The sequence below is a fragment of the Cupriavidus agavae genome (assembly GCF_004217045.1).
GTDB classification, from domain to species: domain Bacteria; phylum Pseudomonadota; class Gammaproteobacteria; order Burkholderiales; family Burkholderiaceae; genus Cupriavidus; species Cupriavidus agavae.
Genome location: NZ_SGXM01000001.1, coordinates 2097314 through 2110123, shown reverse-complemented (window position 1 = coordinate 2110123; position 12810 = coordinate 2097314). Strand labels below are relative to the sequence as shown.

General features: G+C 65.7%; 13 protein-coding genes and 1 tRNA gene. 10 read left to right on the top strand and 4 right to left on the bottom strand.

What is annotated here, in order from left to right:
- Window positions 1–94 precede the first annotated feature (94 nt).
- Together lolA and EV147_RS09600 are read left to right on the top strand one after the other, a co-directional pair.
- Entirely contained in the window at window positions 95–730 is a 636-nt protein-coding gene (lolA, locus tag EV147_RS09605; RefSeq protein ID WP_130390844.1) for an outer membrane lipoprotein chaperone LolA, read from the top strand.
- Between the two features lie 21 nt (window positions 731–751).
- Complete coding sequence (locus tag EV147_RS09600) at window positions 752–1171, top strand: hypothetical protein (RefSeq protein ID WP_130390843.1); 420 nt, start codon at window positions 752–754, stop codon at window positions 1169–1171.
- A 16-nt stretch (window positions 1172–1187) separates the two neighbouring features.
- Here the strand turns inward: EV147_RS09600 and EV147_RS26095 are convergent, their stop codons facing one another.
- Together EV147_RS26095 and EV147_RS09595 are read right to left on the bottom strand one after the other, a co-directional pair.
- Window positions 1188–1355, bottom strand: a complete 168-nt coding sequence (locus EV147_RS26095) for a hypothetical protein (RefSeq protein WP_198680196.1) — start codon at window positions 1353–1355, stop codon at window positions 1188–1190.
- Between the two features lie 128 nt (window positions 1356–1483).
- Entirely contained in the window at window positions 1484–2167 is a 684-nt protein-coding gene (locus tag EV147_RS09595; RefSeq protein WP_130390842.1) for a hypothetical protein, read from the bottom strand.
- 223 nt (window positions 2168–2390) lie between these two features.
- On the opposite strand from EV147_RS09595, the gene EV147_RS09590 reads away from it, so the two are divergent.
- From EV147_RS09590 to EV147_RS09575, 4 genes are all read left to right on the top strand, one after another.
- Window positions 2391–3704: a replication-associated recombination protein A gene (locus EV147_RS09590; protein WP_235844642.1), complete on the top strand. Its 1314-nt coding sequence runs from the start codon at window positions 2391–2393 to the stop codon at window positions 3702–3704.
- Between the two features lie 213 nt (window positions 3705–3917).
- The gene (locus EV147_RS09585) at window positions 3918–4394 is read left to right on the top strand and encodes a hypothetical protein (protein WP_130390840.1); all 477 of its coding nucleotides are present in this window, start codon (window positions 3918–3920) and stop codon (window positions 4392–4394) included.
- 168 nt (window positions 4395–4562) lie between these two features.
- Window positions 4563–5870 (top strand): serine--tRNA ligase, encoded by a 1308-nt coding sequence (gene serS, locus EV147_RS09580; protein WP_130390839.1) that lies wholly within the window; start codon window positions 4563–4565, stop codon window positions 5868–5870.
- Window positions 5871–5956: 86 nt separating this feature from the next.
- Window positions 5957–6046: transfer RNA gene (locus tag EV147_RS09575), tRNA-Ser, on the top strand.
- 113 nt (window positions 6047–6159) lie between these two features.
- Here the strand turns inward: EV147_RS09575 and EV147_RS09570 are convergent.
- A complete protein-coding gene (locus EV147_RS09570; protein ID WP_130390838.1) occupies window positions 6160–7470 on the bottom strand; it encodes a hemolysin family protein in 1311 nt (436 codons plus the stop codon).
- 84 nt (window positions 7471–7554) lie between these two features.
- A complete protein-coding gene (locus EV147_RS09565; protein WP_130391251.1) occupies window positions 7555–8508 on the bottom strand; it encodes a LysR family transcriptional regulator in 954 nt (317 codons plus the stop codon).
- Window positions 8509–8694: 186 nt separating this feature from the next.
- Between EV147_RS09565 and EV147_RS09560 the strand changes: the two genes are divergently transcribed.
- The 4 genes from EV147_RS09560 to EV147_RS09545 all read left to right on the top strand — a co-directional run bounded on the left by EV147_RS09560 (window position 8695) and on the right by EV147_RS09545 (window position 12785).
- A complete protein-coding gene (locus EV147_RS09560) occupies window positions 8695–9972 on the top strand; it encodes a D-amino acid dehydrogenase (RefSeq protein WP_130390837.1) in 1278 nt (425 codons plus the stop codon).
- A 112-nt stretch (window positions 9973–10084) separates the two neighbouring features.
- On the top strand, window positions 10085–10993 hold the full coding sequence (locus EV147_RS09555) for a glutamate/aspartate ABC transporter substrate-binding protein (protein ID WP_130390836.1): 909 nt from the start codon (window positions 10085–10087) through the stop codon (window positions 10991–10993).
- Window positions 10994–11148: 155 nt separating this feature from the next.
- Complete coding sequence (locus EV147_RS09550) at window positions 11149–11955, top strand: transporter substrate-binding domain-containing protein (RefSeq protein WP_130390835.1); 807 nt, start codon at window positions 11149–11151, stop codon at window positions 11953–11955.
- 170 nt (window positions 11956–12125) lie between these two features.
- Window positions 12126–12785: an amino acid ABC transporter permease gene (locus EV147_RS09545; protein ID WP_130390834.1), complete on the top strand. Its 660-nt coding sequence runs from the start codon at window positions 12126–12128 to the stop codon at window positions 12783–12785.
- The last annotated feature ends 25 nt before the right edge of the window (window positions 12786–12810 follow it).

Sequence of the window (12810 nt, the reverse complement as noted above, 5' to 3'; positions counted from 1 at the left end):
TAATATACCGTTACGCCGGTCACAGCCTGTCGCGGAATTGACGTTCCGCGCCAGGCTCTAACCGTCATCCGCGACTCAGAAAGGATTGGATTCCATGCGACACCGCATCCTCGCGCCGCTGTGCGCGACGCTGGCGCTGCTGGCCGCCGTTCCGGCCGCCCAGGCCGCCGCGACCGACCAGTTGCAGACCTTCGTCACCAGCGTGAAGTCCGCGCGCGGCGAGTTCACCCAGAAGCAGATCAAGGGGCAGGGCGGCGTGACCAAGGTGTCCGGCACGTCGAGCGGTACGTTCGCGTTCGCCCGTCCCGGCAAGTTCACCTGGCGCTATACCAAGCCGTACGAGCAACTGCTGCAGGCCGATGGCCAGACGCTCTATATCTACGACAAGGACCTGAACCAGGTGACCGAGCGCAAGCTGGACGGCGCGCTGGGTTCGAGCCCGGCGGCGATCCTGTTCGGCAGCAACGACCTGAGCAAGAATTTCGACGTGAAGAACGGCGCCACGCGCGACGGTGTGGAGTGGCTGGAACTGACGCCAAAAGCCAAGGATACGCAGTTCGAGCGGATCGGCATTGGCTTCAAGGCCGGCAACCTCGAAGCCATGGAACTGCGTGACGCGTTCGGCAATACGACGATGCTGACGTTCACGGGCATCCAGAAGAACCCGCCGCTGCCGGCTGACGCGTTCCGCTTCACGGTGCCGCAGGGCGCCGACGTGATGAAGCAGTAAGGCCGGCCAAGGACACCGACAATGAAAGACGCCCCCGCTTTCCTGCCTTCCCTCCACATGCTTGCCGCGCCCGGCAGTGCACTGGCCGCCGCGCTGGTGCTGGCCGGCTGCGCCACCGGGCACGCCAGCCGGTTCGACGTGGATGCCTTCCTGCGCGGTTCCGACACCGCGCTGCCCGAGGTGCTGGCCAACACCGATTTTCTCAAGGCCACGCGCGTGGCGCAGACCGAGTGCGCGGCGATGCTGCAGTCGCCGGACCGTGGCGCGCTCGAAGACCTGCCCGCCGCGAGCCTCGCACGCGGACCGGCCTGGGTATTCCATCCGAAGGGAGCGCCGGACAAGGTGTGGCTGGTACTCGGCCAGCCCGGCGGCGAGCGTAGCTGCCACGGCCCGCTGCCGGCCGATGCGGTCAAGGCACTGACCGACCGGGCGCGCGGCTGACCGCGGCGGCTGGCAGCTAGGCCAGCGCCTCGCGCGCGTAGCGCTGGCGTGGCTTGGGTAGTGCCTGGAGCTTCTCGCGGCGGATGCGGATCGCCTCGTCGTCGCCGCGCTTGATGGCGGCGCGCAATTTCAACACCGCTTTCCGATATTGCTTCTTCTTGCGTATGCGGGTGGTGATGGCCATGGCAGTGATGTCCTCCTGTCATGCCGGCGCCAGTTGCCGGCTGCCTGCCATGGTAAGGCCCCGCAGCCCCGCGTTGTCCGCCTGAAAAAAGAATTCAGATCGGCCGGGCGGGACGGGGGGGCGGGCCATCAGGTCAGGAAGCGCCGGTTGTCGTTCTCGGCATAGCGGGGCTCGACCTTGCGGAACGTGAGCCTGGTACTGCTCTTGAGCTTGCGTCCGGCAGTCTTCTTCTGCAACTGGCGATGCACGGCGCGGATATGCCCCACGGAATCCTGCGCGTACGGCTTGCCATCGGTGGCGCCAGCCAGGCCACCGCCTGCGGCAAGGGCTTCATTGTGAGCGGCCGCTGACTTCGCAATCAGCACGTCGAGATACTGGCGCGCCCGCACGGCGGCATTGAGGTGGCCGTCGGCCGGGTTCTGCTTGGCGCGCACGGCGTCCTGCGGCAGCTTCACATTGCCCGCCACGCGGCGCAGGGCCGCGCGCAGTTCGGCGCCATCCATCGAGGCTTCCTGGACGATCCAGATCGCGTCGTGGCGGATCCAGCCTTCCGCGTCGGCCATGCGCTTGAGCAGCGCGGCCGGCAGCAGGCGCCCGCCGTGGCGGCGCGTGCGGCGGATGGCGGACAGGCCGATACGGCGCACGTGCGGATTCTCGTGGTCGAACAGGTCTTCGATGACGCGGTCGGCATCTTCCTGCGATTCGATCAGTTCCGTGAACTGGCCGGCCAGCGACACCTCGTCCACGGCATTGAGCTTGTTCTTGTTCGCCAGCCGGTTCAGCTTGAACATCAGCATGCGGTAACGCAGCATACAAATCCCCGAAGTTTCGAAAACAATGTCCTGCGGTGTGCCGCCGGTCGTGCCGGCGCCGTCTCTGCCCGAGTGGCTTGAAACGCGGGCCATTGGAGGCTATCGGCAGTTCGCGGTCCGAACTTTAGGGCGCCCTCCGGAAATGTGGCCCGCGCCGGATGCTCTACACTGTGTCGTTCCGCGCCGCCCCGGCGGCCGCACCAGACTGAGAGGCTTTGCAATCGTGGCGGACTCGCTGTTTTCCGATCCCCCTGAACGTTCCCGGCAACCGCTTGCCGAGCGGCTGCGCCCGCGCAATATCGACGAAGTCATCGGCCAGCAGCACCTGCTGGGGCCGGGCAAGCCGCTGCGCGTGGCGTTCCAGTCGGGCGAACCCCACTCGATGATCCTGTGGGGCCCGCCCGGCGTGGGCAAGACCACGCTGGCGCGGCTCATGGCCAATGCGTTCGATGCCGAGTTCATCGCGCTGTCGGCCGTGCTGTCGGGCGTCAAGGACATCCGCGAGGCCGTGGAGCGCGCCGAGCAGTACCGCGCCCACGGCCGGCGCACGCTGGTCTTCGTGGACGAGGTGCACCGCTTCAACAAGAGTCAGCAGGACGCCTTCCTGCCCCATGTGGAGAGCGGGCTGTTCACGTTCATCGGCGCCACCACCGAGAACCCCTCGTTCGAAGTCAACGGCGCGCTGCTGTCGCGCGCCGCCGTGTACGTGCTCAAGAGCCTCGACGAGGCCGAACTGAAGCAACTCGTGCTCCGTGCCAGCGAGGAACTGGGCGGCGTGGCGTGGGATGACGAGGCCATGGCGCTGATCGTCGGCTCCGCCGACGGCGACGGCCGCAAGCTGCTCAACAACATCGAAATCGTGGTCCGCGCCGCCCGCAGCGCCGGGGTGCAGGCGGTGGACACGGCGCTGCTGGGCAGCGCACTGGCCGAAAACCTGCGCCGCTTCGACAAGGGCGGTGACGCCTTCTACGATCAGATCAGCGCGCTGCACAAGTCCGTGCGCGGCTCGCATCCCGATGCTGCGCTTTACTGGCTGACCCGCATGCTGGATGGCGGCGCCGATCCCAAATATCTGGCGCGAAGGATCATCCGCATGGCTTGGGAGGATATCGGCCTGGCCGACCCGCGCGCCATGCAGATTGCCAACGATGCGGCGCTGACCTATGAACGGCTCGGCAGCCCCGAAGGCGAACTGGCACTGGGTCAGGCCGTGATCTATCTCGCCGTTTCCGCCAAGAGCAACGCCGGCTACAACGCCTACAACCAGGCGCGGGCGTTCGTGAAGCAGGACAAGAGCCGGGAGGTTCCGGTTCACCTTCGGAATGCGCCGACCAAGCTCATGAAGGAACTGGGCTACGGGCATGCCTATCGATACGCCCATGACGAACCGAACGCTTACGCGGCCGGTGAAACGTATTTGCCTGAAGGCATGCACGCTCCGGGGTGGTATCAGCCGGTGCCCCGCGGGCTGGAGCTCAAGATCGGGGAGAAACTCGAGTTGTTGAAGAAGTGGGATGAGGAGGCTGGGAAGAAATAGCGCGATCCCGGATAACCGAGAGAATATGTTTTCCCTGACTCGTGCCATCGAGAATTACGCAATGAAAAGACGCGACGCGCGTTTTCTGGCTACCTATGAGAGGGGTCGGCGAGAAGCGCTAACTCACGTGTTCGGGGTGTCGGCTGAACATTCCGGGAACTCTTTTCGACGCCGGTTGGCGCTTGGCAGCTTGAATATCCGTGCGCGGAGGGTTTGAAAGATCTCGGCATCGAGGCTTTCCTGGTGACGCTGAATATCGAAATTGAAGCCTTTCCCCGCTGTATCAACCTGATCAGAACGGGAAGGAGTGAGTTTTCGTACCATCACTTTACCCGTGGCAGCGCACATACCTTTCTGACGCATGACGATGAATTCGGTGGCAGGAATATCCGCTTGCTGACCAACGACGTCGATTTGCTGGAATCGCTGGCCATTTCGAAGTTCGGCCCGCCGCCGCCGTGGGTGATCTGGTATGACCTCGGGCCGGTGCCCTATAACCAGGGGGACCCCGATTTCTGGTCCGCCTATATCTGGGCTCCCTACTGGAAGAGTCTGAGCGCGGAGGAGCGGGACATTTTCCTGGAGCGCTGGCGGGATCGGACGCGGTCCTATATTGCCGAAGCGGAGTGGGAGGAATGGGTGTTCAAGGTGCAAATGGAAGCCTCGGGAGGAGACCCGGAAAGCCGCTGAAGCGCGTTGCCATCGTGCGGCGCCGTCCGATCCATCGCATGCCGGACCGTAGCCTTCTGAGAACAACGGCCTAAAACCCGCCAGATTCGGCGCCGTGCCGCCTTGCCGGTGCAGTAAAATGTCGCGTTCCGCCGGCATGTCGCCGGTACTGCACACCGACCCCGCAACATGCTCGACATCCAGCTGTTCCGCAAAGACATCGACGCCGTGGCCCAACGCCTCGCCACGCGCGGATTCCAACTCGACGTGGCGACGTTCCAGGCCCTGGAGGCTGAACGCAAGCAGTTGCAGACCCAGACCGAGGAGCTGCAGGCGCGCCGCAACGCGCTGTCCAAGCAGATCGGCATGCTCAAGGGCAAGGGCGAGGACGCTTCGGCGCCGATGGCCGAAGTGGCCGGCATCGGCGATACGCTGAAGGCGTCGGCCGAGCGCCTGGGCCAGATCCAGGGCCAGCTCAACGACGCGATGATGTCGATTCCGAACCTGCCGGACGCCAGCGTGCCGGTGGGCAAGGACGAGACGCAGAACGTGGAAGTGCGTCGCGTCGGTACGCCGCGCGCGTTCGACTTCGAGGTCAAGGACCACGTCGACGTGGGCGCCCGCCTGGGTCTCGATTTCGAGACGGCATCCAGGGTCACCGGCTCGCGCTTTGCCTTCCTGCGCGGCGGCATCGCCCGCATGCACCGGGCGCTGGTGCAACTGATGGTCGATACCCACACGCTGGAGCACGGCTATACCGAGATGTACGTGCCGTACATCGTCAACGCCGCGTCGATGCGCGGCACGGGCCAGTTGCCCAAGTTCGAGGACGACCTGTTCAAGGTGCCGCGCAAGGTGGGTGGCGAGGACGGCCAGGACACGATCGAGAACTTCTACCTGATCCCGACCGCCGAGGTGCCGCTGACCAACATGGTCCGCGATGCGATCGTCGCGGCCGAGACGCTGCCGCTGCGCTTCGTGGCGCATACCCCGTGCTTCCGCTCGGAGGCCGGCTCCTACGGCAAGGACACGCGCGGCATGATCCGCCAGCACCAGTTCGACAAGGTCGAGATGGTGCAGGTGGTGCCGGCCGACCAGTCGATGGACGCGCTCGAACAGATGACCAGCCACGCCGAGGCCATCCTGAAGAAGCTGGAACTGCCGTTCCGCACCGTGGTGCTGTGCACCGGCGACATGGGTTTTGGCAGCACCAAGACCTACGACATCGAGGTCTGGATTCCGGCGCAGAACACGTACCGCGAGATCAGCTCGTGCTCGAACATGGGCGACTTCCAGGCCCGCCGCATGCAGGCCCGCTCGCGCGCCGCGCAGGGCAAGCCGGAACTGGTGCACACGCTGAACGGTTCGGGCCTGGCCGTGGGCCGTACGCTGGTGGCGATTCTTGAGAACTACCAGAATGCCGATGGTTCGCTGACCGTGCCGAAGGCGCTGCAGCCGTACATGGGCGGCACCGAGCGGCTGGAACCGGAAGCGTAAAAAAGTTGCGGAAAGGGGCTTGCGCAAATCGTGGCAATGTCCCTATAATCTTGGCTTCGCTGCTGAAACGCAACGACCCAGTTACCGGAGAGGTGGCAGAGTGGTCGAATGTACCTGACTCGAAATCAGGCGTACCGGCGACGGTACCGTGGGTTCGAATCCCACCCTCTCCGCCAAAACAAGAAGCTGCCGACGCATTCGACCACCGGCAGGCCAAAAGACAGTAGTAAAACTCGGACCGACCTCGGCGCAAGCCCAGGTCGGTTTTGTTTTTGGGCCACACGGGTGGCTATTCGGCGGCCGGCGTCGCCGCCGTCCCCGGCAACCTCGACACCAGCAACTGGTCGATCTTGTGGTGGTCGATATCGAGCACCTCGAAGCGGAAGCCCGCCACGGTGATCGATTCGGACTTCTTCGGGATCCGCTTCAGCGCATAGATCACCAGCCCGGCGGCCGTGTCGACATAGTCGTCGCCGGGCAGTGTCTCCAGGTCCAGCGCCTTCTTCAGGTCCACCAGCGGCGTCACGCCGTCCACGAGCCACGACGATTCGTCGCGCCGCACGATCTGCTCGTCCTCGTTGGTGTAGAGGATGTCGCCCATCAGCGCGCCCACGATGTCGTCGAGCGTGACCACCCCCACCACCAGCCCGTACTCGTTCATCACCACCGCGAAGTTCTCGTGCATCTCGCGGAACCGCGTCAGCGATTCGGACAGCGTCAGCGTGTCGGGGATCACCAGCACGTTCTTGTCGTAGTGCTTGCCGATGTCGTCGAGCACGGCGGCGCTTTCGTTGGCCAGCAGCAGTTGCAGGATGTCCTTGGAATCCATGTAGCCGAGCACGTCGTCCACGCTCTTGCCGCAGACCGGGTACTGGGCGTGCGGCTGCTTGACCAGCTTGCGCCGGATGCTGTCGGCGGACTCGTCCAGCGTCAGGAACACCACGTCGTCGCGCGGCGTCATGATTGCCGTGATCGGCTTGGAATCGAGCTCGAACACGTTTTCGATCAGGTGCAACTCGTGCTTGTGCAGCACGCCGGCCTCGGCGCCGGCGTCGACCATCGCGGCAATGTCCTCGGTGGTGATCTGGTCCACCGGCTTGGTGGGGATGCCGAACAGGCGCAGCATGGCGTCGGCGGCGGCATTGAACACCCAGACCACGGGCTTGAAGACGCGCAGCAGCGTCAGCATCGGGCCGATTACCTGCACCGCGCAGGCTTCGGGGAAGGTCATGGCGATGCGCTTCGGGATCAGGTCGGCGAACTGGATGAACAGCAGTGTCACCACCAGGAACGAGCCGATATTGGCCACGCGCTGGGCGATCGACGGGTCCATGTAGCCCAGCAGAAGCTCGTAGATCAGGTCCGAGACGTGTTTCTCGCCGAGGATACCGGCCAGGATCGCCACGCTGTTGACGCCGATCTGGACGATCGTGAAGAAGTTGCCGGGCTCTTCCTTGAGCAGCAGCACCTTGGTGGCGCGGCGGTCGCCGCGTTCGGACAGCACCTGGAGCTTGGTGCGTCGGGCGGCCGTGAGGGCGATCTCGGAGATCGAGAAGAACGCGCTCGCCAGCACAAGAAGGGTCAGGGTCAGGACGAACATAGGAGTTTCACGCGCCCGGAGGGGCGTGTTGATAATGGTGCACAGCGCGGGGCGCTGTCAAATGTCAGGTCAATGGCCGCGCGGTCAGCGGCCGGGGGGATCGAAGTGGACCACCGCCGGTTCCAGCCTGTCGCCGAGCGTGCCGGCCAGCGAGGCGGCGGCTTCGATGAACTGCTGGTGGAAGGCGTCGACCAGGCTCGACGCGCCCCGGTGGCTGGCGCGCAGCATCTGGATCTCGAAGCCCAGTTCGGGCTGCACGTCGTGCAGCATGACGTGATCGGGGCTGGCGCTCAGCGCGGTGTACTGGTCGAGCAGGGTCAGTCCCAGGCCGGCGTCCACCAGCGCCAGCGCGAGCGAGTAGGTCTGGACTTCGAGCGTCGAGTGCGGCTCCAGCGCGTGGCGGGCCAGCGTCTGGCGGACGAGCAGGCCGAGCGAGCTGTCATCGTCGTAGCCGATGAACGGGCGTTCCAGCACCTTGTGGATCGGCACCACGCCGCGCCGGCCCCCCGAGGGCAGCGGCTGGGTGCGCGGCACCGCCAGCAGCATGCGTCCCGCCGACACGGGCCGGCTCGCGATCGCCTCGTGGCCGGGCGGCGAGAACGCAAAGCCCACGTCGATCTGGTTGGCGAGCAGGGCCGCCACGATCTCGCTGGTGTGGTGGGTCAGCACCTGGACCTGCGTGTCGGGGTGCAGGGCGCAGAAGCGGCGTACGGCCGGCACCAGCAGCGGATTGGCCAGGCTCGGCGTGGCCGCCACGCGCAGCCGGCCGGCGCCCTTGTGCCGCAGGCTCTCCGACACGCGCCGCACGCGCTCGATCTCGCCATATAGCCTTTCGACATCGCCGTAGAGCGCCACCGCCTCGGGCGTGGGCTGCAGCCGGCCGCGCTGGCGGTCGAACAGGCGGAAGCCCAGTGACGCCTCGGCGTGCTGCAGCACGCGCGAAACCACGGGCTGGGAAACATGGAGCAGGCGCGCGGCTTCGCTGACGGTGCCGGTCAGCATCACCGCGCGGAAGACTTCGATCTGGCGCAGGCGCATCGTTGTGGTGCCAAGGAATTCCGCCGTGGCGCGGCGTTGGTGCGGGCTGGTGGTGCGGTGCACTACGGGTAGACCCGGGTGGCGGGCGCCCATAGCTTGAGGACATATTCTGGCACGTATTGGCATTGGGCAAGCGGCGCTGCGTGCTCTACGCTCTGGGCCATCGTTCAGAAGGAAGCAGTGCAGATGCGGATCGCAATCGTGGGCGCGGGCGTGGTGGGCATGACCACCGCCTGGCGGCTGGCCAGTGACGGGCACGAGGTGACGGTGGTGGAGCGCCATGCCGGGCCGGGCGAGGAAACCAGCTTCGCCAACGGCGGGCAGCTCAGCTATAGCTACGTGGCGCCGCTGGCCGGGCCGGGCGTGCTGGGCAAGGTGCCCGGCTGGCTGCTGGACCGTGATTCGCCGATGCGCTTCCGCCCGTCGCCGGACCCGGCGCAGTGGCGCTGGCTGCTGGCGTTCGTGCGGGCCTGCAACACGACGACCAGCGAGGCCACCACGCGCAAGCTGCTGCGGCTGGCGTTCTACTCGCGGGATCTGATGCAGGCGTTCGTGGAACGCCCCGAAGCCCGGGAGGAGGGCGGTGGTTTCGATTTCGCGCGACGCGGCAAGCTCGTGGTGCACCGCGACGCGGCAGCGTACGACTCGGCATGCCGCTTGCTGGATTACCAGGCCAGCCTCGGTTGCGAGCAGCAGGCGCTGGACCGCACCGCCACGGTGGCGCTGGAGCCGGCGCTGGGCGGCATCCGGGACGATATTGCCGGCGCGATCTATACGCCGAGCGAGGAAGTGGGCGATTGTCATCGCTTCTGCGTGTCGCTGGCCCATCTGTTGCAAGGCAATCCCGCAGTGACGCTGCGCTTCGGCACGCGGGTGACCGGATTGATGCGCCAGGGCGAGCGCGTGAGCGGCCTGCGCACCGACCAGGGCGAGATCGGGGCCGATGCGGTGATCGTGTCGGGCGGCATCGGCAGCGTGCCGCTGCTGCGCCCGGCGGGCGTGCGGCCGATGCTGTGGCCGCTGAAGGGGTACAGCATCACGGTGCCGATTGCCGAGGGCGGGCGGGCGCCGCATATCAGCGTGACGGACTTCGCCAACAAGATCGTCTACGCGCGGATCGGCAACACGCTGCGCGTGGCGGGCATGGCGGACATCGTGCGCGGCGGCGCCGTGATCGACCGCGAGCGGGCGCAGACGCTGGTGGCGCAGACCCGCGCGGTGTTCGGCAACGTGATGAACGGGGCCGGGCTGGACGGGCTGCAGCCGTGGGCCGGGCTGCGTCCGGCCACGCCGACGGGTTTGCCGATGGTGGGCGAATCGCGCGTGCGCGGGCTGTGGCTGAACCTTGGCCATGGCGCGCTGGGTTTCACGCTGGCCATGGGCAGCGCGGGCCTGCTGGCGGACCAGATGGCAGGGCGCCGGCCAGCCATCGATACGGAAGATTTCAGTGCAGCGGCCGCCTAGCCGGATCGGGTGGCCGCAACACGGGTTGTGCTGAAGTTAGGTGAAGTTGTCGTGAGTGGTAGTGAGATTGCCTCGTCGTGCCATTAAACCAAGCCCCTGCAAGGAGCGAATCATGAAGTCACTGTCTGTCCGTCAAACCACCCTCCATCGCCTGCTGGCCGCCACCGTGCTGCTGGGGGCCGCCGCCGGCGCCCATGCCGCCGATGGCGACACGCTCAAGAAGATCAAGGACAGCGGCCTGATTTCGCTGGGCTACCGCGAGTCGTCGATTCCGTTCTCGTACTCCGACGGCAAGGAAGTCATGGGCTACTCGCATGACTACCTGCTGGCGATCGTCGACAAGGTCAAGTCGACGCTCAACATGCCGAACCTGCAGGTCAAGATGACGCCGATCACGTCGCAGAACCGCATTCCGCTGATGCAGAACGGTACGCTCGACATCGAGTGCGGCAGCACCACGAACAACACCGAGCGCCAGAAGCAGGTGGCGTTCTCGAACAGCCTGTTCATCTACGGCATCCGCATGCTGACCAAGAAGGATTCGGGCGTGACCGACTTCCCCGACCTCAAGGGCAAGAACGTGGTCACCACGGCCGGCACCACCGGCGAGCGCCTGCTGGTCAAGATGAACGGCGAGGGCTGGAACATGAACCTGACCAGCGCCAAGGACCACGGCCAGGCCTTCCTGATCCTGGAAACCGGCCGCTCGGCGGCCTTCGTCATGGACGAGCCGCTGCTGTACGGCGAGCGCACCAAGGCCAAGAACGCCGCCGACTGGGTCGTGGCCGGCACGCCGCTGCAGACCGAGAACTATGCCTGCATGTTCCGCAAGGACGACGCCCAGTTCAAGAAGCTCGTCGACGACGTGGTGGCCGACATCCAGAAGAGCGGCCGCGCCGAGAAGATGTACAACAAGTGGTTCCTGCAGCCGATCCCGCCGCGCAACATCAACATGAACTACGCGCTGTCGCCGGAGATGAAGCAACTGTTTGCAGCGCCGAACGACAAGGCTTTCCAGTAAGGCGTAAGGGCAGTCGCGGTTATATAGCCATATCAAATCGTTATTTCGCCATCGATAGTGTTTGCGGTACCTTTGAGCCCGTTATAGGCTCATGGAGCCGCCGGATTTCCTTAAAAGGGAGGTCTGGCCGTCAACCGCATCCCACTGGAGAAGACATGCGAACGATTCGATCGGGTTGGTTCAAGACGCTGCTGGCTACCGCACTGGTGGCCGGCGGCCTTTCCGCCACGGCGGCCCAGGCGGCCGACCTGCTGGACACCGTGAAGCAGGCGGGTGTGCTCAAGGTGGGCCTGGAAGGCACGTACCCCCCGTTCGGCTATCGCGGCGCCAACAACGAACTCGACGGCTTCGATGTGGACGTGGCCCGCGCCGTGGCCGCCAAGCTCGGCGTCAAGCCGGAGTTCGTGACCACCGAATGGAGCGCGATCATCGCCGGCCTGCAGGCGGGCAAGTTCGACATCATCGTCAACCAGGTCTCGGTCACGCCGCAGCGCAAGCAGGTGCTCGATTTCTCCACGCCCTACGTCTATTCGGCCGCGCAGCTGATCCAGCGCAAGGACGACAAGCGCGACTTCGGCTCGCTCGACGCGCTCAAGGGCCACAAGCTCGGCGTCAGCCTGGGCAGCAACTACAACGAACTGGCCAAGTCGGTGCCCGGCATCGACGTGAAGACCTACCCGGGGGCCCCGGAGTATCTGCGCGACCTGGCCGCCCAGCGCGTGGACGCCGCCCTCAATGACCGCCTGATGGTCAACTACCTGATCAAGCAGGCCAACCTGCCGCTGCGTCCGGGCGCGGTGCTGCCGGGCGCCAACACCGAAGTGGCCATCCCGTTCCGCAAGGACAACCCGAAGTTTGCCGCCGCCGTGGACAAGGCGCTCGACGATCTGCGGCGCGATGGCACTTTGGCCAAATTGTCGAACAAGTGGTTTGCCTCGGACGTGACCAAGCCGGCCAAGTAAGGTCACAGCGGCAAATTCGGTAGATCCGATACCCCGACGAGGGTTGCCAGTTCTGCTGGCAATCCTCGTTTGCCATTCCGCACGCCTTCCTGCGCCGCAGCGCTGCCCGCCGGCCCCGGATCACGTATGATCCCGGCATTCCGGCCCTCGACCGCTCCCCCGCCTTCGCCATGTCTGCCCTCCAGCTCGTCATTGATTCCCTGCCTGTGCTGCTGCAGGGCACGTTGCTTACGCTGAAGTTCGCCGTGCTGTCGATGGCGTTCGGACTGCTGGTGGGGGTAGGGGTGGCGCTGATGGGTATCAGCCAGTTGCGCATCCTGACGATTCCGGCGCGCATCTACGTCAGCATCATGCGGGGCACGCCGCTGCTGGTGCAGATCTTCGTGGTGTATTACGGTTTGCCGAGCCTCGGCATCTCGCTGGAGCCGACCCCGGCAGGGGTGCTGACGCTGAGCCTGAACGTGGGCGCCTACTTGTCCGAGAGCATGCGTGGGGCCATCCTGGGCGTGCCGCGCGGGCAATGGCTGGCCGCGTACAGCCTGGGCATGACGCCGCTGCAGACGCTGCGCTACGTGGTGGGGCCGCAGGCGCTGCGGCTGGCCGTGCCGAGCCTGTCGAACAGCCTGATCAGCCTGATCAAGGACACTTCACTCGTTTCTGTGATCACTGTGACGGAGTTGTTGCGAACATCACAAGAAATCATCGCGGCGACCTACCAGCCGCTGCCGCTCTATCTGGCGGCGGCCGCCATCTACTGGGTGCTGAGCACGGCGCTGTCGGCGCTCCAGCACGTGATGGAGCGCCGGCTCGCGCTGCCCACGCGCAACTAGCCCCCTCCCGGGCGGGAAGGGGCCG